The sequence below is a fragment of the Campylobacter sp. CFSAN093249 genome (assembly GCF_011067895.1).
Lineage (GTDB): Bacteria > Campylobacterota > Campylobacteria > Campylobacterales > Campylobacteraceae > Campylobacter_D > Campylobacter_D jejuni.
On sequence record NZ_JAAMWM010000001.1, the window covers coordinates 18,055 to 39,853 of the forward strand.

At 30.8% G+C, this 21,799-nt stretch carries 22 protein-coding genes; 8 read left to right on the forward strand and 14 right to left on the reverse strand.

The genetic code is table 11. The features are described from left to right. Positions 1-14: 14 nt before the first annotated feature. The 4 genes from FBF10_RS00105 to lgt all read right to left on the reverse strand — a co-directional run bounded on the left by FBF10_RS00105 (position 15) and on the right by lgt (position 4,374). Positions 15-740: a fumarate reductase iron-sulfur subunit gene (locus tag FBF10_RS00105; RefSeq protein WP_002854302.1), complete on the reverse strand. Its 726-nt coding sequence runs from the start codon at positions 738-740 to the stop codon at positions 15-17. Then, positions 733-2,724: a fumarate reductase flavoprotein subunit gene (locus FBF10_RS00110; protein WP_002861159.1), complete on the reverse strand. Its 1,992-nt coding sequence runs from the start codon at positions 2,722-2,724 to the stop codon at positions 733-735. The genes FBF10_RS00105 and FBF10_RS00110 overlap by 8 nt, the downstream gene beginning before the upstream one ends. Then, positions 2,708-3,490, reverse strand: coding sequence for a fumarate reductase cytochrome b subunit (locus FBF10_RS00115; RefSeq protein WP_002854660.1), 783 nt, complete (start codon positions 3,488-3,490; stop codon positions 2,708-2,710). The genes FBF10_RS00110 and FBF10_RS00115 overlap by 17 nt, the downstream gene beginning before the upstream one ends. 68 nt (positions 3,491-3,558) lie before the next feature. Then, positions 3,559-4,374, reverse strand: a complete 816-nt coding sequence (gene lgt / locus FBF10_RS00120; protein WP_002854600.1) for a prolipoprotein diacylglyceryl transferase — start codon at positions 4,372-4,374, stop codon at positions 3,559-3,561. A gap of 89 nt (positions 4,375-4,463) precedes the next feature. On the opposite strand from lgt, the gene FBF10_RS00125 reads away from it, so the two are divergent. Further along, entirely contained in the window at positions 4,464-5,363 is a 900-nt protein-coding gene (locus FBF10_RS00125; RefSeq protein ID WP_002859484.1) for a membrane lipoprotein lipid attachment site-containing protein, read from the forward strand. A gap of 74 nt (positions 5,364-5,437) precedes the next feature. Here the strand turns inward: FBF10_RS00125 and FBF10_RS00130 are convergent, their stop codons facing one another. The 8 genes from FBF10_RS00130 to gatC form a co-directional block, all read right to left on the reverse strand. After that, positions 5,438-6,226 carry a shikimate dehydrogenase gene (locus FBF10_RS00130; RefSeq protein WP_002858718.1) on the reverse strand — a complete coding sequence of 263 codons (789 nt, stop codon included), beginning with the start codon at positions 6,224-6,226 and terminating at the stop codon, positions 5,438-5,440. Continuing rightward, a complete protein-coding gene (locus FBF10_RS00135; protein WP_002869928.1) occupies positions 6,223-7,059 on the reverse strand; it encodes an SPOR domain-containing protein in 837 nt (278 codons plus the stop codon). The genes FBF10_RS00130 and FBF10_RS00135 overlap by 4 nt, the downstream gene beginning before the upstream one ends. 13 nt (positions 7,060-7,072) lie before the next feature. Then, entirely contained in the window at positions 7,073-7,618 is a 546-nt protein-coding gene (locus tag FBF10_RS00140; RefSeq protein WP_002859481.1) for a DUF1882 domain-containing protein, read from the reverse strand. Continuing rightward, complete coding sequence (locus FBF10_RS00145) at positions 7,615-8,859, reverse strand: serine hydroxymethyltransferase (protein ID WP_002859480.1); 1,245 nt, start codon at positions 8,857-8,859, stop codon at positions 7,615-7,617. Before FBF10_RS00145 ends, FBF10_RS00140 begins: the two co-directional genes overlap by 4 nt. After that, entirely contained in the window at positions 8,856-10,361 is a 1,506-nt protein-coding gene (lysS, locus tag FBF10_RS00150) for a lysine--tRNA ligase (RefSeq protein ID WP_002869930.1), read from the reverse strand. The genes FBF10_RS00145 and lysS overlap by 4 nt, the downstream gene beginning before the upstream one ends. Continuing rightward, complete coding sequence (locus tag FBF10_RS00155; RefSeq protein ID WP_002854230.1) at positions 10,362-10,835, reverse strand: Fur family transcriptional regulator; 474 nt, start codon at positions 10,833-10,835, stop codon at positions 10,362-10,364. A 1-nt stretch (position 10,836) separates the two neighbouring features. Beyond that, positions 10,837-11,400 carry a CvpA family protein gene (locus FBF10_RS00160; RefSeq protein WP_002869932.1) on the reverse strand — a complete coding sequence of 188 codons (564 nt, stop codon included), beginning with the start codon at positions 11,398-11,400 and terminating at the stop codon, positions 10,837-10,839. 67 nt (positions 11,401-11,467) lie between these two features. Further along, positions 11,468-11,752 carry an Asp-tRNA(Asn)/Glu-tRNA(Gln) amidotransferase subunit GatC gene (gatC, locus tag FBF10_RS00165; RefSeq protein ID WP_002858734.1) on the reverse strand — a complete coding sequence of 95 codons (285 nt, stop codon included), beginning with the start codon at positions 11,750-11,752 and terminating at the stop codon, positions 11,468-11,470. Between the two features lie 143 nt (positions 11,753-11,895). On the opposite strand from gatC, the gene FBF10_RS00170 reads away from it, so the two are divergent. The 7 genes from FBF10_RS00170 to FBF10_RS00200 all read left to right on the forward strand — a co-directional run bounded on the left by FBF10_RS00170 (position 11,896) and on the right by FBF10_RS00200 (position 18,060). Then, positions 11,896-12,474: a hypothetical protein gene (locus FBF10_RS00170; protein WP_165433885.1), complete on the forward strand. Its 579-nt coding sequence runs from the start codon at positions 11,896-11,898 to the stop codon at positions 12,472-12,474. Then, entirely contained in the window at positions 12,471-13,469 is a 999-nt protein-coding gene (locus FBF10_RS00175; RefSeq protein WP_002859476.1) for a hypothetical protein, read from the forward strand. Before FBF10_RS00170 ends, FBF10_RS00175 begins: the two co-directional genes overlap by 4 nt. Next, complete coding sequence (locus tag FBF10_RS00180; protein WP_002859475.1) at positions 13,466-13,756, forward strand: hypothetical protein; 291 nt, start codon at positions 13,466-13,468, stop codon at positions 13,754-13,756. The genes FBF10_RS00175 and FBF10_RS00180 overlap by 4 nt, the downstream gene beginning before the upstream one ends. After that, positions 13,743-14,372 carry a type III pantothenate kinase gene (locus FBF10_RS00185; RefSeq protein ID WP_002854234.1) on the forward strand — a complete coding sequence of 210 codons (630 nt, stop codon included), beginning with the start codon at positions 13,743-13,745 and terminating at the stop codon, positions 14,370-14,372. Before FBF10_RS00180 ends, FBF10_RS00185 begins: the two co-directional genes overlap by 14 nt. A 117-nt stretch (positions 14,373-14,489) precedes the next feature. Continuing rightward, positions 14,490-15,836, forward strand: coding sequence for an FAD-dependent oxidoreductase (locus FBF10_RS00190; protein WP_002859474.1), 1,347 nt, complete (start codon positions 14,490-14,492; stop codon positions 15,834-15,836). 48 nt (positions 15,837-15,884) lie between these two features. Continuing rightward, complete coding sequence (gene pyk, locus FBF10_RS00195; RefSeq protein WP_002860275.1) at positions 15,885-17,327, forward strand: pyruvate kinase; 1,443 nt, start codon at positions 15,885-15,887, stop codon at positions 17,325-17,327. Between the two features lie 97 nt (positions 17,328-17,424). Continuing rightward, positions 17,425-18,060, forward strand: coding sequence for a hypothetical protein (locus FBF10_RS00200; RefSeq protein WP_002860276.1), 636 nt, complete (start codon positions 17,425-17,427; stop codon positions 18,058-18,060). 30 nt (positions 18,061-18,090) lie between these two features. Here FBF10_RS00200 and pflB read toward each other — a convergent pair whose 3' ends face one another. Together pflB and serS are read right to left on the reverse strand one after the other, a co-directional pair. Then, positions 18,091-20,553 carry a motility protein PflB gene (gene pflB / locus FBF10_RS00205; protein WP_020246872.1) on the reverse strand — a complete coding sequence of 821 codons (2,463 nt, stop codon included), beginning with the start codon at positions 20,551-20,553 and terminating at the stop codon, positions 18,091-18,093. Between the two features lie 9 nt (positions 20,554-20,562). Next, on the reverse strand, positions 20,563-21,798 hold the full coding sequence (gene serS / locus FBF10_RS00210) for a serine--tRNA ligase (RefSeq protein WP_020246871.1): 1,236 nt from the start codon (positions 21,796-21,798) through the stop codon (positions 20,563-20,565). Position 21,799: the final 1 nt, after the last annotated feature.

Consider the following 21,799-nt stretch of genomic DNA (forward strand, 5'->3'; position numbering starts at 1 on the left):
AAAAGGGGAAAGATTTATTTGTTTCTTTGAGCGACAAGTTGTCTTCTCATATAAGCGATTTTACTTTGCAAAGGTAATTCTTTAGGGCAATTATCTTCACAAGCAAGCAATGACATACAACCAAAAACACCATCATCATCGCCTACTAATTCATAAAAATCTTCCACACTTCTATGGTCATGCGGATCTTGTAAATATCTAGCTGTTCTTAAAAGTCCTGTAGCAGCTATGAAATTTGGGCGCATAAGTTTAGTTGCACAAGAAGCTACACAAATTCCACACTCTATACAACGATCAAGTTCAAAAGTTTCATCCGCAACTTCTGGCTCAATGCGTTCTTCAAGTTTAGAAATATCAGTTTCTTTTTCATTATGCACCCAGCTTTCAACGCGTTTACACATGTCTTCAAACCACTCGCCTGTATTCACGCTTAAATCTTTAATATGCCTAAATGCAGGCATAGGCATAAGCTCTATCACTCCATCAGGATAATCTTTAGTTAAAGTTTTACAAGCAAGTTTTGGCACTCCATTAATCATCATTGCACAAGATCCGCAAATCCCTGCACGACAAACAAAGTCAAAACTCAGATCCGCATCCATTTTTTCACGGATCAAAGTCAAACATACAAAAACCGTCATAAAAGGAGTTTCTTCAAGCTCATAAGTCACAAAATGTGGTTTAGAAATTTTGCTTAAAGGATTATATTTAAATGCCTTTATTGTCAATTTTCTACTCATAATCAACTCCTATTCTTTGGTTTGGTGCTTTATATTTAGCTTGTAATTCATAAGGCATTAAAGCGTTTTGAATTTCATAACGACCTTTGCCTTCAGCTTCCATTTTTTCACGTATTGCATCCACTTCAGCTTGGCGTTTTTCACTTAAAGGATTTTCTATAATATTTCCTTTAGCTCCATATCCACGGAATGCTGGTGGAATTTCCATTTTCATAATATCAAGCTCTTCATATTCTATGCGTGGTAAGGTTTCGCCTTCTACCCAAAAAGTATTGGTTCTTTTCATCCAATTTAAATCATCTCTTTTTGGATAATCTTCCCTATAATGCGCCCCACGACTTTCTGTTCTTAAAAGCGCTCCATAAGCTACGCAAAGTGCTATTTTTAACATTCTTGGCACTCTATACGCTTCTTCAAGCTCTGGATTTGCACAATCAAGTTCTTTACAATGTACTTTAACATCTTGAGAATCTTTATAAAGTTTTTCAAGTTCATCTACTGCTTCTTTCAAACCTTCACCTGTTCTAAAGATGGCCACCTTATCCCACATAATTTCTTTCATTCTATTTTTAATTTCAAAAACATTATATTTACCTTCTTTATCTACTAAAGATTTTAAATATTGATACTCTTTAGTTAAGAAGTCTTTTACTACATTTGTGTCAATTACTTCACCATTATTCTTACAATAATCTGCAAAATAATCTCCCACTATCATACCTGCTACAACAGTTTCAGCACATGAATTTCCACCTAAACGATTAAATCCGTGCATATCCCAGCAAGCTGCTTCTCCACAAGCAAAAAGTCCGTTTAACCATTGACTTTCACCTGTTGGTTTAGTTCTAATTCCACCCATAGAATAATGCTGCATTGGAAGAACTGGCGCCCAACCTTTTGGACCTTCATCTGCTGGATCAATACCATTGAAAGTTTTGCAAATATCTTGTACATCGCGGAGATTTTTTTCCACATGAGCACGACCCAATATAGAAATATCAAGCCATAAATGATCCCCATAAGGACTTTTTACACCTTTACCTTTGCGAATATGCTCCATCATTCTACGACTTACCACATCACGGCTTGCAAGTTCTTTTTTCTCTGGTTCGTAATCAGGCATAAAACGATATCCATCCACGTCACGTAAAATTCCACCATCACCACGACAGCCCTCAGTAAGCAAAATACCGCTTGGTACAATAGGAGTTGGGTGAAATTGCACTGCTTCCATATTTGAAAGTCTACAAAGTCCCGTTTCAAGAGCGATAGCAGCACCTGTTCCTTCACAAATTACCGCATTTGTAGTTTGTTTATAAATTCTACCATAGCCCCCTGTTGCTATCATAGTTCCTCTTGCGATATAAGCAATGAGTTGTCCATTGGTTAAATCTCTAGCAATCACACCTAAGCATTTTTTACCATCATGGATAATTCTTACTGCTTCCATTCTATCAATAATTTTTACTTGATGTTTAATAGCTTCATTTGCTACACCATAAAGCATACAATGCCCTGTTGCATCTGCGATATAGCAAGTTCTCCATTTTTTAGTTCCACCAAAATCTCTAGCATTAATAAGCCCGTGCGCTTCTTCTTTTTCTTCAATCACAGTTTTTTGTGCATTGATTACAACAGTTCTTGGACCTTTAGTAACTCTAGTCCAAGGCACACCCCAAGCCGCAAGCTCACGCACTGCTTTTGGCGCAGTTTGAGCAAACATTCTTGCTACTTCTTGATCACAGCCCCAATCACTTCCTTTTACTGTATCTGCGAAGTGAAGATCTTCATTATCACCCTCACCTTTTGCCCCATTTGCTAAACTTGCCTGCATACCTCCTTGCACCGCTGCAGAGTGAGAACGCTTCACTGGACAAATACTTAAAAGTGTTACACTTTGGCCACTCTTTGCTACTTCAATAGCCGCTCTAAGACCTGCTAATCCTCCGCCTATTACTAAAGCATCACTATATTGTATATTCATAATTTGCTCCATTGTAGTTTTTTATCATCGCAGTAGTTTGGGTTTGATTTTGGTAGTTTTCATAACCTATTTTTATAAATGCTGCAAGACTTAACACACCTAAAACTAGGAAGAAAATACTGATTATCCATTTAGCAGTTTTAAGCTTTTTGCGACTTTCTTTTACATTTTTTCCTTCAAACCAACCCCATTTAACACAAAGTCTATAAAGCCCTATACTTCCATGAAGTTCAACACAGACTAAAAGAACAGCATAAAAAAGCCACATAAAATGACTTACAACCCTATCTCCTGACATATCGCCGCTGATTTTATCTGCATTGGTTACAATAAAAATAAGATGAGCAGAACCTAAGAAAAACATAATAAAACCTGTAAAAGCTTGAACCCACCATAACGAAGTATCGCTGTGATTCATTTTTTTACTGTGTGTTCTTAGTATTTGATACTGACGGTAATTAATAGGAAATTTTCTCATTGCAAGTAAAGCATGAACGAAAAAAACCACTAAAACACAGGCGGCTAAAAATGAAGTAAGATAACTCATAACAGGATTATCGTAAACAAATTTTAATTCTAAAAAATGTACCACAGAATTAAAAAAATCCTCACTGACTAAAATTGTAGAAACAAAAAGCATATGCACCCACATAAAAAGACCTAAAAAAAGCCCTGAGGCGCTTTGGATAAAGTCTAATTTCGCAGGCATTTTACTTTTTTTGCCCTCAATGCTCTTACCCAAATAACCTTCGATAAGCTCACGCATCTTTACTCCTTTGTAAAAAGAAATTAAAAAAATCCATTTCATTATATTACAAAAGTCTTTAAGATAGATTAAATATTTACTTTTTTAAACTTTATACAAATATAAACTAACAAAGCTGTTATAAACATTATAAAACTTAAAATTTGCCCCATACTCATACCCCATAAAACAAAACCTATACCAAAATCAGGCTCGCGATAAAATTCACATATAAATCTTGCCAATGAATAAGCACCAGCATACACAAGAATCAATTCCCCTTGAAAACTTTGCTTAAATCTTGCTAAATAAACTATAATAAAAACAACAATACCTTCTAAAAATGCTTCATAAAGTTGCGATGGATGGCGCAATACTCCATCAACATAAATTCCCCAAGGCACATTTGTAATGCGACCAAAAAGCTCTTGATTTAAAAAATTTCCTATACGACCAAAAACATAAGCCAATGGAACACTTAAAGCAACCAAATCAAGAAAAATCCAAGGATTTGTTTTATATTTTTTACAAAACAATAAAGTAGCTATCAAAAATCCTATAATTGCTCCATGATAACTCATACCTCGAATACCTACAAATTCACCATTAATATAAGGATTAAAAATTTGCCAAGGATGAGTAATATAATACATAGTATTTGCATCATAAATCAAAATATATCCAAGCCTTGCACCTAAAATAACCCCTATTTCAACCCATATAAAATAACTATCCAAATGTTTTTCATTAATGTCTAGTTGAAATTTTCTTACAAAAAATTTAGCCAAAAGCAAAGCCAAAAGCAAAGCTATAACATACATAATGCCATACCAATGCACCTTTAAACCAAAGATGCTAAAAGCTATAACATTAAAATTTGAATAAATATGCTGCCAAAATTCCATATATCTTTCCTAATTTTCTTTTATAAAAATATAACAAAAAAACTTTAACTTGCTATAATTAACACAAACACATTAAATAAAGGTAAAAAATGAAAAAATATATTTTACTTGCTAGTAGTATGTTAATTTTAGCAGCTTGTGGGGGTACAAGCAGTAATTTTGTCAATGTTTCTATGCCAAATTTTAAACCCCAAGTTCCAACAAAGGTTGAACCTATTGATTCTGGAGTAAGCATTGCTCTTGAGCCTATTAATATAGAACAAAATAACAATTATTCTGATTATTTTGAAAATTCAGTGCTTAAAATTCGCATAGAAAAAGAAATTGATCTTTTAAAACAAAATTTAGAAGAGCAGATCAAAACCATCGCTCAACTAAAAGGCTATAAAATAGTTACTACTAATCCAGACTACACTCTTAAAAGTTCAATCAGTATTTATACGGAAGAAAAAAATGCACAAAAAACAAGCAATTTTATGAGTGGAGATTATGTAAAATCCAATTTAGGTATAAATTTTAAAGGTAAAATAGATTTTATAGATGCACACAATCCACAAAATTCAACCAATCTTTCAAGTAGCACTAAACTAGATTCTTTAGTTGCGCTTAACTATCCTATTAAAAATGATGATGGGGTTAATATGTTTAAAACTACTATCTCTACCGTACCAACTCAACTCAATAAAGGTTTAGAGCAACCTGCTTTTGAAATTGATAAAAGTTTTTTAGCTTTTTATAAAAATACATTAAATACACTTTATAACAATCTACCAAAAGCAACAGACATAGGCAAAACTATACCTAATACAAACAGTGGTTTTAATAGTTTTGATGGCGATGCTACCTTTGAAGAAAGCTTACCTCAAACAAATTCTAATCAAAATAATACAATTGAAAACACGCCTACACAAAATATTCCTACAAATCCATCTTCAACAAATCAAAATAATCAAAGTAAAAATCAAGATGGGGTAGAAATATTTGAATGATAAAACTTGTGGGAAAATTAAACTTTCTCACACAAAAAATAAGATTTTCTTATACAAGAAAAATAACTATCATTCTACTTTAAAATCAATGCCTGTTGCATTGCATTTTTTATCATCTCTCTTTTATCTTGTATTTCAAAAAAAAGTTCAAAAGCAAAAACTCCTTGCCATAAAAGCATATCAAGTCCATCTTTAATTTTTAAATGATACTCTTTACATAATCTATAAAAAGGTGTTTCTCTGCCATAAATTACCTCAAAAGCAAATTTAGCTTTAGGTAAAATTCTATCTAAAAGCTCTCTATCACAAGGTAAATTTTCATCTTTTAATCCAGCAGAAGTTGAATTTATAACCAAATCAAAGTCAAAATCTTGCAAGTTTTTATAAAGATAAGTTGGATAAGCTAAAAAATCTTTAAATCTTTCTTTACTACGATTAGCTATATACACTTCTACGCCTTTTTGTTTTAATGCATAAGCAAGCGCCAAAGCTGTACCTCCAGCACCCAAAATCAAAGCTTTTTTTATATTATCAAAATCCTTAATAGCTTCTAAAAAACCTAAAGCATCAGTATTATAAGCGTAAATTTTATCTTCTTTTAAGCATAAAGTATTTGCAGAGCCAATATTTCTAGCAAAATCATCCTTCACATCAGCAATATCTAAAGCTTTTTCCTTAAAAGGCAAAGTAATATTAGCTCCACTAAGTCCTAATTTAAAAAAATCTTCTCTTAAACAGTTAGCATTTCTTAAATGATAGCGTGTATAAATGCTATCAAGCCCTAAGGCTTTAATAGCATTATTATGCATTCTAGGCGATTTAGAGTGAGAAATAGGATCGCCTATAACTGCTAAAAATTTCATTTTAAAGTAAAAGAAAAAGCATCTTTTGCAATATCCTTACGGATTTTAGCAAGTTCTGCTGCAATATCTGCCTTTTCAAATGGTCCTATTAAAACCTTGGTAATTTCTTTACCTCCAACTGTAGTTTTATAAAGTTTATAATCATAACCTTTTTGCTTTACAGAAGCAAGTTCTTTTGATTTTTGATCCAAATTACTTACTGAGAAAATTTGCACATAAATACCCGATGCTAAACCACTTGGATGTACAGGTTTAGCATCAACATTTTTAAATAAATCATTTGCATTTTGTTCTTTTTTAGGGGTTTGTTTTGCACTTTCTTTTTCTTTTTTTACAGCTATTTGTTTTTTTGCTTCTTCTTTAGGTTTTGCAGTTTGTTTTACTTCTTGTTTAGGAGCACTTGCTTGTGGAGTGGTATTTTCTGAAGTAGTTGCTGTTGGTTCTGCTGGAACTTCTTGATCAGGCATAGCAAAATTTGTGCTATCATTGTTATTTAAACTAGAGGTTGTTGTATTTTGAGTTGTATTTTGTTCATCTTGAAATTGTTTTCTTAATGCCTCAAATTGATCTTCTGCTGAAGTATTATCTGTAATTGGCATACTTTCAAAAGAAGTATCATTGTTATTGTCTTGAGTTGCTATAGGTTCACTTGGCAATACACTTTGATTTTGCGTATTTTCATCACCACTACCATTAATAAGCTTCATAACTATCATGATAGCTAAAAACAAAATAACTAAAGCAATAACTCGTAAAAGAATTTTTTTTACTTTTTCACTTTTATTACTTTTTTCTAAAATAATATCATCAAATTCATTTTTTTGATTTTCCATAATTTGTCCTTTCTTACATATGCTTAGACCAAGAACTTCCTCGTTCTTTTTGATAAACCTCATAAGGCAATATTAAAATATTAAATTCCCTAGGTACATCCATGCTAGGAAACACCTTCCATTCTACTGGCATTTTACTTGCAAACATCATTGAAAGTTTAGACGCTAAAGAATAACCTTCGTTTAACGCCGTATGTCCTTTATGAATATAAAGATGTAAATGTCCTGGAGTTTTAGTCTTATAGGCTGTGAAATTTATAAAACCTTCTTCTCTTAAAATAAGTTGTGCACGGTGATAAAATCTTTCAGCATTAAAACCATTATAATCAAAGACAATATTTTCTACTTTATTATCTTTTGTTATTAAATCATGAGCAACAACAATTTTTTTAGCAGCGTGTTCTCTCATGACATTTAAATTTAAAGGAGCATCAACTCTTTCAAATTTATCAAAAAATAAGCGACCTCTATGTGTAATTTTATTTACAATTTTATCGCGTCTTATATAATAATGATCGCCAATTATTTTAATTAGCGACATATCCATTGGTGAAATCAAAACATAGCCCTTTCATAAATAATAAAATTACTTGCAAGTTTTTTTAATTCTTGTTTAATATTCTTTTGTAATTTTTCATTATTAACATCATCTAAAATATCTGCAATATAATTTGACACAATTTCCATTTCTTTTTCTTTAAAACCTCTGGCAGTAAGGGCTGGAGTTCCAAGTCTTAATCCACTTGTGATAAAAGGACTTCTAATCTCTCCTGGAACGGTATTTTTATTTGCAGTAATACCTGCATTTCCAAGAGCTAAATCTGCATCTTTTCCGCTAAACTCACGATCTAAAAAACTCATTAAAACAAGGTGATTATCCGTTCCATCGCTAACAAGTTTAAATTTTCTATCCATTAAAACATTAGCTAAAACTTGAGCATTGGTTCTTACTTGTTTTGCATAAACTTTCCACTCATCGCTAAGATTAAATTTAAATCCTACTGCTTTTGCAGCAATTACATGCATCAAAGGACCACCTTGAATACCTGGAAAAATGGCAGAATTAATTTTTTTAGCAAGCTCTTCATCATTTGTCATAATAATACCACCTCTTGGGCCACGCAAAGTTTTATGCGTAGTTGAACTTACTACATGAGCGTGTGGAAAAGGACTTGGATGCTCACCTGCTACAACAAGACCTGCAATATGTGCTATATCAGCAAAAAGATAGGCGCCTACTTCATCAGCGATTTCTCTAAATTTAGCAAAATCAATCACTCTTGCATAAGCACTAGCTCCACAAACTATTAATTTTGGCTTTTCTTTTTTAGCAATTTCTCTTACTTTTTCATAATCAATTCTTCCATCAAGTTCTACGCCGTAAAAACAACTTTCGTACATTTTACCCGAAGAACTTACTTTTGCACCATGAGTTAAATGTCCACCATGACTTAAATCCATTCCTAAAATTTTATCACCTGGATTAATCAAAGCCGCATAAACACCTTGATTAGCTTGAGAACCTGAATTAGGCTGAACATTAGCAAATTTACAATTAAAAAGTTTTTTACATCTTTCAATAGCTAGAGTTTCAATCTCATCAACAAATTCACAACCACCATAATATCTTTTACCTGGATAACCTTCTGCGTATTTGTTCGTCAAGATACTTCCCATAACTTCCATTACTTCAGGTAAAGTGAAATTTTCACTCGCTATCATTTCAAGACCTTCGCATTGACGCTCTAACTCTTTGTTTGTTAAATCAAAAATTTCTTTATCAAACATTTCTAAACTCATTCTTTCTCCTTTAGTTCTGATTTTAATGGACGCATTGCAGGAAACAATATCACATCACGAATGGATTTTTTATTTGTCAAAAGCATAACAAGTCTATCTATACCTATGCCCTGCCCTGCCGTTGGAGGCATTCCATAACCCAAAGCATTTACAAAATCTTCATCCATTTCACAAGCCTCTTCATCGCCTGCATTTTTAGCTTCAATTTGTTTTAAAAATCTCTCATATTGATCAAGAGGATCATTAAGCTCATTAAAACCATTTGCCAATTCTCTTCCGCAAATAAACAACTCAAATCTCTCAGCAATCTGAGAATCCTCATCGCTACGTCTTGATAAAGGACTTATGGAAATAGGAAAATCAATCACAAAAGTAGGATTGATCAATTTTTCTTCCACATAATTGTCAAAAAGTTCAGCTTGCAAATGTCCAAGTTCAAGCTTTTCATTCGCTTCAAAACCATCTGCTTTTAATTTAGTAAGAATTTTTTCCTTATCTTCGATTAAATCCCTATCTAAACCACCATACTTACAAAGTGCGTCTTTATAGGTTATTCTTTCAAAAGGTTTGGAAAAATTTATCATTTTTCCATCAAATTCTATTGTTTTTCCTAAATTAAGTTTATCCAAAAGTAAAGCAAAAAGTTCTTCGGTTAAATCCATTAAATCTTTATAATTATGATAGGCCCAATAAAATTCTATAGTTGTAAATTCGGGATTATGAGTTAAATCCATACCTTCGTTTCTAAAACAACGATTGATTTCAAAAACCGCCTCAAAACCACCTACTATAAGTCTTTTAAGATAAAGTTCTGGAGCAATTCTTAAAAATCTTTCTACGCCTAAAGAATTATGAAAAGTTACAAAAGGCTTAGCGTTTGCTCCACCTGCAATCGGATGCATCATAGGAGTTTCTACTTCTAAAAAGCCTTTATTTTCAAAAAAATGACGGATTAAACTCACCACTTTAGAACGCACTAAAAAATCTTTTCTAACTTCGACATTCATTATCATATCAACATAACGTTTACGATATCTTTGCTCAATATCTGTTAATCCATGATATTTTTCAGGTAAAGGAACAATAGCTTTTGTAGCGAGTTTTACTTCGCTTGCATGCAAACTAAATTCACCTGTTTTAGTTACAAAAGGAAAACCTTTAACCAAAACAATATCACCCACCTCTAAATTCTTTTTTAAAATCGTATAAAGCTCTTCGCCTACGCTATCTTTACTAAAATAAATTTGTAAATTTGTATCCTCATCTTCAATGTTTGCAAAAATTGATTTCCCAGCTATACGCAAAAGTTTCAAACGTCCTGCAACAACAGCATTGACACTTTCATCTCTTTTTTCAACTTGCTCTAAAATATAAGAAAATTTATCCTTAAAAGTCTTTAAAGACATTTCCTTTTCTAAAAAATGAGGATAAGGATTAATCCCTAATTTTTTTAACTCTTTAGCTTTTTCTATTCTTTGCTGCTCTAAAATATTATCAAACATTTATATTTTTACCTTTGCTTTTTGATTATTACAATCACCACAAACACCATAAAGCTGCATCAAATGCCCTGTAAGTTTAAAACCATGTTCTTTTGCAATCAAGGCTTGCTGTCTTTCTATAATAGGATTTTCAAACTCTATAATTTTTCCGCAATTTTTACATATCATATGATCATGGTGAGGTTTATTAGCAAGCTCATATTTTTTACCTGCTGAACCAAAAGAAATGGAAGTTACCATTTCTGCTTCTTCAAGTAAATTTAAAGTACGATAAACAGTTGCAATTCCTACATTTAAATCAGGTTCAGCTTGTTTGATTTCCATATATAAACTTTCGGGTGTGTAATGAGTATCACTGTGATAAAGAGTTTTTAAAAGTACTTCTCTTTGCTTGGTATATTTAAGTCCGCCTTGTCTTAATATTTTTTTAAATCTCTCAAGTAAAACATCATATTCCACATTTTCTATCAGCATATCACTCCCCTTTTTGAGTATTGTTTAAATCACTTACAATATCTTGCAACTTTTCACTAGCATGATCTAGACTATTTTCTGTTAAAGGTTGATTCATAATAAAAGATCCCGTTTCTTTAAGTAAATTTAAAGTATAGCTATTTTTAGCAAAATTATCTAATTTATCATTTAAAAAATCAATTCTTGCCACACAAAAAACTAAAATTGCAAAAATTAAAAAGATTTTTGCTCCACCAAATATAAAGCCACCAATACGATCTAAAAAACCTAGGCCACTTAATTTAATCAACCTAGAAAGAAAATTACCCACCAATAAACAAACTATCCAAAAAATAATTAATATGGCTAAAAATCCAGCAAATCCAGCTAAGCTTTGATTTTCTATCTTATAAAAAGTACTTTGTATAAATTCAGCTGCTTGAGTTGCATATTTTGAAGCAATAAAAACACCACCAATAATACCCAAAAGTCCAAAAATTTCTTTTATCAAACCATTGATAATACCCTTAAGCCCTAAAAGCAAGGTAAATCCTAAAATAAAAGCATCAAACCAATAAAAATTCATTTCAATCACTCTCTGATTTTTTTTGTTTTAAATTTATTCTACAAATAAGCACTAAATGCTAAGTTAATCATTCTATGATTTTAGGAACAACAAAAAAATGTTCTTGTTTTTTTGGAGCACAATCTAAAACCTCATCAATAACATTGCTATTTCTTATCTCATCAATCCTCAAAGGAGCTCCACCTTTTATAGTACTCACAGTAATCTCTTGGGAATCTAAATCAAGTTCGTTTAATTTTTCAACAAAATTCACAATTTCACTTAACTGTGCAATAGTTTCATTTCTGTTTTTTGTTATTTGTAAAGCACTTAATTTTTCAAGCTTGCTTAATAATTTCTCATCTATTTGCATTTCTTAAACCTTAATAAAAAAGTTAAAATTTTGAAAATTATATCATAAAAAGCTTTAAATTGTTTAGGATATTTTGCAATTTATATGATACAATATCATAATTTTTCTATACAAAAATAAAAATATTTTTTCAAGGATAAATTTTGGGACTAAAAGATAATTTAAAAGCTGTTAAAAATGAACTTAACACAGAAGAACAATTTATAGAAAATTTTATCAAAGGAGAGAGATTTATACGCAAGTATAAATTTTATATATCTGCTGTTGTGATAATTTTAGTTGCTTGGTTTGCTGGAAATTTTATAATCTCAAAAATAAACGATTATAAAACAAAAGAAACAAATGAAATTTATGCCAATCTAATACAAGATCCTAGCAATAAAAATCTTTTAGAACAACTTAAAAATAAAAATACTAATCTTTACACTATCTTTTTACTAAAAGAAAATATTAATGATCTTAATAATACAGCCTTTCAAAATGAACTAAAACAAATTTATAATAATGCTCAAACAAACACTTTACTTAAAAATATTATTGCATTATCTTTAGGAGATAAATCAATATTTTTAAAAAATTATGATAAATTATTAGAAGCTTACAAACTTTTAGAGCAAAATAAAATCGAAGAAGCTAATGTTTTACTTTCTCAGATAAAAGAAAATTCAAGTTTAAATCAAATAGCTAAAAATCTCAAACATTATCAAGGCATTACACAATGAAAAAAATATTTTTAACACTATTTTGTTTAATATTTCTATGTGCTTGTGGCACCAAAAGACAATATTTTGAACCAAAACAAACCGATGGAGATTTAAGTCATAATAGCAATTTAAAAAGTAAAATCGTTGATTGGAATCTAGTTTCTGCAAAACTTAGCAATAATACAGCTATCTTAAAAAATAATATTTCCATAGACAAGTTTAAACTTCCTAAAAATTATATGCTTCTAGCTTATCAAGATGGGGAATATTTTACTGCAGATAATAATGGAAATTTAAAAATTTTTGACAATTCTTATAATGAAATTTATAATTTTCAATTTGACGCTAGTGTTGTAGGAGTAGCTTCTAATGGAGATGATTTAGCCCTTGTACTTGCAAATAATACTATAGTTCTTGCAAATCGTTCTTTGGGTATTAAATTTAGTCAAACCCTAACCTCAGCTCCAGCTCAAGACAGTCGTACCGCTAATCCTATATTTTTAGACAATATCATCGTATATCCAACGCTAGATGGCAAAATTTTAATTCTTTCAAGAAACAATCTTCAAGTCATTAAAGATGTGGTTATTTCGGCAGAAAATTTTTTCAACAATGTAATCCATCTAAGCGTAATCGGAGATAAACTTATAGCAGCAACAGCTAAAAAAATCATTATTGTAAGCCCCGCTAGAACTCTTTATCTTGATGCTGACATAAAAGATGTTGCACTTAGCGATGATGGTATTTTTATACTAGAAAAAGATGGCACTATTATTAAAACTGATTATAACTTAAGAAAAATTGCGGAAAAAAAATTTGAATTTGCTATTTTTGTAAAAAGTAATATATACAATAATTATTTATATATTTTTGAAAAAACAGGCTATCTTATCAAAATGAATCTAAATTTAGATAATACACAAGTATTTAAACTTTCAGAAGCTATTGATAAAATTTCTTTCATGGGGAATGGTAAATTTTACTACGGAGATAAAATTTTAGATTTGTTATGATAAAAATTTTAGAACAAACAATAAAGTCTTTAAAATTAAATTTAAAGCCCTATGACTTAAGTATGTTGACTAGAAAAAAAAGTTATATTTGTGCTAAAGATCAAAATAACATTCTTTTTATGTATACAGGAAAAACAAAATTTTTAATGAAAGATGCCTTATTTTTAGAAAATCTAGCACAGCAAATTAACATAAATAACAAATATTTTTTTAGCATGGCTTCTCTTTGCTCTAAAGCAAAAAATCATCTAGAAATGAAAGGATTTAATATCTATGTTGCTCTGTGATATTGGGAATTCAAATGCTAATTTCCTAGATGATAACAAATATTTTACTCTTAGTATAGATCAGTTTTTAGAATTTAAAAATGAACAAAAAATTTTTTATATCAATGTCAATGAACATCTCAAAGAACATTTAAAAAATCAAAAAAATTTTATCAATCTTGAACCTTATTTTTTATTTGATACAATTTATCAAGGATTAGGAATCGATCGCATAGCAGCTTGTTATACTATTGAAGATGGGGTTGTTGTAGATGCAGGTAGTGCTATTACAATTGATATTATTTCTAATTCTATACATCTTGGTGGTTTTATCTTACCAGGTATTGCAAATTATAAAAAAATTTATAGCCATATTTCACCACGATTAAAAAGTGAATTTAACACTCAAGTTAGTCTTGATGCATTCCCGCAAAAAACTATGGATGCTTTAAGTTATGGTGTTTTTAAAGGAATTTACCTACTGATAAAAGATGCCGCTCAAAATAAAAAGCTTTATTTCACTGGTGGAGATGGACAATTTTTAGCAAATTATTTCGATCACGCAATTTATGATAAACTTTTAATCTTTCGAGGAATGAAAAAGATTATAAAAGAAAATCCCAATTTACTTTATTAAAAATGTTACAAAAATTCTCATTGATATCAAACCTTAATGAAATTTAACTTTTTGTAAAACAAATTCAATTAAACTTTATTTAGAAAAAAGTTTATTAAAATAAAAAAAGGAAAAACAATGGGTCAACAAGAATTTGATGTGCTTGTCATCGGAGCTGGAATTTCGGGAGCAGCATTATTTTACGAGCTTGCAAGATATACAAATATTAAAAATATTGCTTTGATAGAAAAATATAATACAGCTGCAACATTAAATTCTAAGGGAACGAGTAATTCTCAAACCATTCATTGTGGAGATATTGAAACCAATTATACTTTAGAAAAAGCGCGAAAAGTAAAAAGAACAGCTGATATGATAGTTAAATATGGACTCATGCAAAATGCGCAAAATAATTTCATGTTTTCTCATCAAAAAATGGCTCTAGCTGTTGGAGATATAGAATGTGATTATATGAAAAAACGCTATGAAGAATTTAAAGAACTTTATCCTTATATAAAATTTTTCGATAAAGCAAAAATCAAACAAATTGAACCCAAGGTTGTTTTAGGAGAAGATTGCAATCAAGATAGACCTGAAAATATCTGTGCCATGGGTGTTGAAAGCGGCGAGGTTTTTACAACTGTAGATTTTGGGAAAATGAGTATAAATCTAATAGAACAAGCCCAAAAACAAAATAAAAATACTTTCGTTGGCTTTAATCAAGAAATTATTCACATAGAAAAAAAAGATGATATTTTTATATTAAAAACCTCAAATCATCAAGAATACCATGCCAAAAGCGTAGTTGTCAATGCTGGGGCGCACTCTTTATATTTAGCACATAAAATGAACTTAGGTATGGATAAGTCTTGTTGGCCTGTTGCAGGAAGTTTTTATTTAACCAAACAAAAACTTTTAAATGGCAAAGTTTATATGGTGCAAAATCCTAAACTTCCATTTGCAGCCCTTCATGGAGATCCTGATTTGCTTGCTGATATGAACACTCGCTTTGGACCTACTGCACTTGTTATTCCAAAACTAGAACGTTATCATGGTCTAAAATCAGTTCCAGAATTTTTTGAAGCACTAAAACTTGATAAAACTGTTTTAAAAGTAACTTTTAATATGTTTAAAGATGCAACAATTAGAAATTACATCTTTTATAATTATCTTTTTGAACTACCTTTTATTGATAAAAGCTTATTTGTTAAAGATGCCAAAAAAATAGTCCCAAGTCTTAAAGCAAGCGATATTTATTATGCGAAAGGTTTTGGAGGCGTAAGACCACAAGTTATTGATAAAACTAAAGGAGAATTAATGCTAGGTGAAGCAAGCATCACAGAAACCCCTGGTATTATTTTCAATATGACTCCAAGTCCTGGGGCAACAAGTTGTTTAGGAAATGCTGAAAGAGATGCAAAGCTTATATGTAATTACCTAGGAATGGAATTTAACGAAGATAAATTTTCTTCAGAATTATTGTAATCATTTTGTTTCTATTTTTAGCTACAATAATTTCAAAAGGAGTTTACCATGCTTAAAAAAACAAAAATTGTAGCCACAGTAGGTCCAGCAAGTGAAAAGGAAGAAATTCTACGCCAAATGATTATCAATGGTGTAAATGTTTTCCGTTTAAACTTTTCTCATGGAACACATGAGTATCATAAAAAAAACTTAGATACCATAAGAAGAGTAGCTAAAGAATTGCATACTCGTATTGGAATTTTACAAGACATTAGTGGTCCTAAAATTCGTACAGGTGAACTTAAAGAACCATTTGAATTAAAAAAGGGTGATAGACTTGATTTTTATCGTGAAACAATTTTAGGGGAGAAGATTGCTCAAAATCATTATAAAATCAGTATCAATCAAAAATCTATTTTAGATATGTTAAAAATTGATGAATATATTTATCTATATGATGGATCAATTCGTGCTAAAGTAGAAAACATAGATGATCAAAAAATTGAAACCATTATAGAAAATGATGGTTTTTTAAACTCAAATAAAGGTATTAATTTTCCGAATACTAAAATCAATATTGATGTTATTACACAAAAAGATAAAAATGATTTACTTTGGGGTATAAAAAATGAAGTAGATTTTTTAGCAATATCTTTCGTACAAAATGCGCACGATATTGATGAAGTTCGTGAAATTTTAGCACAAAATAACGCAAAAATATCTATTTTTGCAAAAATTGAAAAATTTGATGCAGTAGAAAATATTGATGAGATTATTAAATCTAGCGATGGTATAATGGTTGCAAGAGGAGACTTAGGTATTGAGGTACCTTATTATAAAGTTCCTAATATCCAAAAAGAAATCATACAAAAAGCAAACAATGCCTCTAAGCCTGTTATTACTGCGACTCAAATGCTTTTTTCATTAGCCAAAAGCAAAACCGCCACAAGAGCTGAAATTTCAGATGTTGCAAATGCTGTTCTAGATGGAACAGATGCAGTAATGCTAAGTGAAGAAAGTGCCGTTGGTACAGATCCTGCAAACGCTGTTGATATAATGTGTCAAACTATAATAGAAACAGAAAAACGCTATCCATATAACAAATTTAATGATTTTAATGATTTAGACAATACAGATAAAATCATGCGTTCTTCAGCTCATCTTGCAACAGATCTTAACGCTGATGCTATTTTTTCTTTAACAAGTAGCGGAAAATCTGCTATTAAGATTGCGAGATATCGTCCAAATATAGAAATCATAGCAGTAGGACATTCTGAAAAAACCTTAAACTCTTTAAGCATAGTTTGGGGAGTTAATCCTGCGATTTTAGTTAACAAAAGTAATGAACTTACAGAATTATTAAAAGACTCTGTAAGATCAAGTGTTGAAAAAGGTTTTATGGATGAAGATAAATGCTATCTTCTAACTGCAGGCTTTCCAACAGGGGTAGAAGGCACTAGCAATCTTATCCGCATTCTCAATAAAGAGCAAATTACTTATTATCTACAATAAAACATTAAATTCCTTTGAAAATAAGGAATTTAATGTCCTTATAAATTTTTTAAGTCAAAAGTCGATATAAATTAAAGCCTCACACAAAGGAGCAAATATGCAAGTGAATACTTTTTCAAATATCGCTAGCATGGCACAAACACAAGTTAGCAATAAGAAGGCAGATGATGCTAAGGAAAACACAAAAGACAAAAATGTTCAAAGTGCTAATTCTAGCAAGGATGTAGATAAAAATACCCTTGAAAAATTAAATGCACTTGGTGGAAAAGGCATTACACAAATTTACCTAGTTCAGTTTCAACAGCAAACAATGAATGCTGTAATAGGTTCGAGCAATGCCCAAACTGGACTAGATAGTCTTTTAAATGGTGCCAATTTAGATACTGCGAAATCTATACTTACAAATATTGATTTTGCATCCTTAGGCTACAGTGGCAAAAATCCACTTGATATGAATACAGATGAACTTCAACAACTTGTAAGTGAAGATGGTTTTTTTGGAGTGGAAAATACAGCCAATCGCATCGCGGATTTTGTTATTAAAGGCGGTGGCGATGATGTTGAAAAATTAAAAAAAGGTCTTGAAGGTATGAAAAAAGGATTTGAGCAAGCAGAAAAAATGTGGGGTGGAGAACTTCCTCAAATCAGTCAAGATACAATAGATGCGGCACTTAAAAAAGTTAGCGATCGCATCGATGAACTAGGCGGAAAAACTCTAGATCTTCAAGCTTAACTAAAAATGCTTAGAAATTTCTAAGCATTTTTAGTTGTTATTAATATCAAAAGTAAAAAATTCACTCTTAAAATTATTAGGTAAAGTTTTATACTGAGATATCGCAGCTTCATAGTTCTTTACTTCTTGATACAACATACCAAGAGCTGCTTTACTCTCTTTGTTATTTTTATCTGTAAGTTTAGAAAGCTGCAAAAGCGCTATAGCTGAATTTGGATTATTTGCACCTACGGCTGCTACGGCTGCTAAAAATAAAGTTTTAGTATCTTTAGCTCCATAATCATCAATCAAAGAATTATAAAGCGCATAAGCCTCCTCGTATTGCTGTGCAAAAATATCCAAATAAGCTAAAGTTTGTAAAATACCCTCATCTTTTGCTCCTGAAACATTAATCAACTCTTTAAATTTCTGTCTTTCTAAATTTAAAAGCCCTGCAATATGCATTAAATTAACATAAAATTCCCTAGCTATATTTGGCCCACCAAAAACACTACGATAATCAAGTTTTAAATTTTTAAAATGAATTTGAGCATTTTGAGCATATTCTTTAATATTTAAATTTGAATTTAAAGAATTAAAATACAAAATATTTGCCAAAATATCTTCAGGCAACTCTGAACGCAATTTAGCAATTTTCACATCTACTTGATTATTAAGGTTATTATTTTTAGCAATAATAGCTTCAAAAATCAAACTCAAAGGCGTATCTTTTTTTATTTCATCTAAATAAGGAAGCATAGAAATATAATTATTATTAACTAAAAATAACATACTTTTTTGCATATTAGCTTTAAAATTAGAATCAGCAGCTATATTATCAAGAATTTCATTGTAAAGTTTAGTTGTATCAATATCAATTAATTTTGCACAAAACATAGCAAAAGCACCTGCTAAGTAATTTTTAGGATTAAGATGATATGAACTTGAAAAATGCTTATAAGCAAGTTCATAATTTTGCATTTGGGCATAAGTTAAAGCCAAATTATAATGTAAAATACTATGTTCTGGATAATCCTTGATAAGTTTTTGAAATTCTTGGTTAGCAAGGCGTAACTTCTGATTTAATGCATAGTTAATAATATTGGCAATTTTTACATTGGTAGATGAAAGAGCTTTGCTTATATTAAGATAAATTCCCGCATCAGTACTATCATCAACGAAATCTGTAACATTAGCTTTTTTAATATATAAAGCAGCCTGCTTACTATCAAAAACCTGATAAGGTGCAAAATAAAAAAGCAAATCGAATTGATCTTTTTGTTTTTTTAGCAAATCTTTTGAAAAAGAATTTTGAGCAACTGCTATATTAAAAAGATCCTTATTTAAACGAACTTGAATTTTATAAGTATCTAAAATCTTATATCTATCTTTATCGTTATCATAAGAATTTTGCAAGCGCGCTAACATATCTTGATAATTTCCTGTTTTAATATCAACCAATGTTAAAGCCGCTAAACTCTGATTAAAATCTCTTTCAATTTTCATCGCTGTACTTAAAGCGACTTTAGCTTTAGCATATTCTCCTATTCTAGCGTATAAAAGACCTAAAGATAAACTAGATTCAAAATTACCTTGAGAATTTAATTGCTGTATAGCCTTGGAATCAAAGTCCATTTTTGCATAAATTTTAGCAGACAAATACTTTGCAACATCAGAATACGGCTCCACATCTGTTCTTTGTAACATTTGCAAGGCCTCAGGGTAATATCCTTTGTAATAATTAATCAAGCTTAAATAATAATCATATAATTTTGATTTTCCTTCTTTTGGAAGATACACTTGAGCTAAATCAATATAATATCTAAATTTTTCCTTATCATTAAGCTTTAAAGCACAAACAGCAGCATTGATAGCAGCTACACTTTGATTTTCTCCATTGGCTATAGCTTTCTTGAAGCTTTCAAAAGCTTCTTGGAATTTATTCTCATTCATTTGAGAAACGCCTAAATTATAATTAGATAAAGATTCGTTATATACGGCAACTTGCTCATAAACTTTTAAAGCCTGTTCAACCTCACCCTTTAAATATAAAGCATTTGCTTTTTGGATCATACCATCAATTCTTTGCATATCATTGTATTTATATGATTCATCAGGCATAATAACAGGTTGTTCTAAAGGCTTAGAAGCTATAATATCTGGTTTAATTTTTCCTTCACTAAAAGTTAAATAAAAAAGTGTAAAAACTAAAATGCAAATAATCCCCAAAGATAAACCCACAAGAGACATAAACTTACGATCTTTATACCAAGGCGTAGGCTCTTGACTTTCAACTTCTTCAAAAGTTGATACATCTTCAGGCGCACTTTCTCTTGTAAATTTAAAACCACTATCACTATTTTCTTGAGGTAATTCTTCTGGCAATGATGCAAATTCTTCATCTTCTGGAGCTTGCCCCTCTTGCCCCTTAAATCCCTCTAAACTCTCATCAAGTCTTGGTTGATTTAAGCCATCTTCGGGTTTTTCTAGTATTATATCTTCTTGTTCAGCCATCTATACTCTTTAAAAATATTTTTTCAAAGCATCAGGAATATGAATTTTTCCTTCTTTATCTTGATAATTTTCCATAATCGCTACCAAGGTTCTTCCTACTGCCAAAGATGAGCCATTAAGAGTGTGAACGAGTTCATTTTTTCCTTGTTCGTTTTTATAGCGAATTTTAGCGCGTCTTGCTTGAAAATCACGACAATTTGAAACCGAGCTGATCTCACGATATTTATTTTGTCCTGGAAGCCACACTTCAAGATCTACAGTTTTTGCCGCACTAAAACCCAAATCTCCGGTGCAAAGCATCAAATGTCTATGCGCTAAACCTAAAGAACTCAGCAAATCACTTGCACACTCAAGCATTTCATTAAACACGCTATCACTTTGCTCAGGTTTAGTGATACTTACAAGCTCTACTTTTTCAAACTGGTGTTGTCTTATAATACCTCTTGTATCACGCCCTGCACTGCCTGCTTCTTTTCTAAAACAAGCACTATAACAAGTCATTTTTATCGGTAAAGTTTCACTAGCTAAAATTTCTCCGCTGTAAAGATTGGTTACTGGAATTTCAGAAGTTGAGATCAAATACAAATCCTCATCATCTACCTTATACATATCTTCTTTAAATTTTGGCAACTGACCTGTCCCAAACATAGTAGCACCATTTACCAAAAAAGGTACATTAACAAATTCAAATCCACGACTTCTATTAAAATCTATCATATAATTTACCAAAGCACGGCTTAATAAAGCTCCTTCGTTCTTAAGCACACAAAAACGGCTTTGTGAAATTTTTACCCCACGCACAAAATCAAGCCAATTTAAACTCTCTCCTAATTCAAAATGCTCTTTTGGAGTAAAATCAAAGCTAGGTGGATTTAAAACTTTTTTAAGCTCCACATTTTCATCTTCGTCCTCACCCACAGGCACACATTCATCTGGGATATTTGGGATGGCATGAGCGATTTCTTCAAGCTCATTTTCTAAAGCATTTACTTTAGCGCTTTGCTCATTAATTTTGCTTTTATTTTCGCTTAATTTTGCTTTTAAACTTTCTTTATCTTCGGCTGTAGCAAGTTCTTTACTGAATTTATTTTGAAAAGCTTGAAATTCTTCTAAAGCTGTTTTTTCTTTTTTTAAACTTGCAAAAAGTTCAGCAAGTTTTTTTAAGATATTTTCATCAACTTTTTTATTTTTTAACTTTTTAGCCACTTCATCAAAATTATTTTGCAAATTTTTTAAATCTAGCATT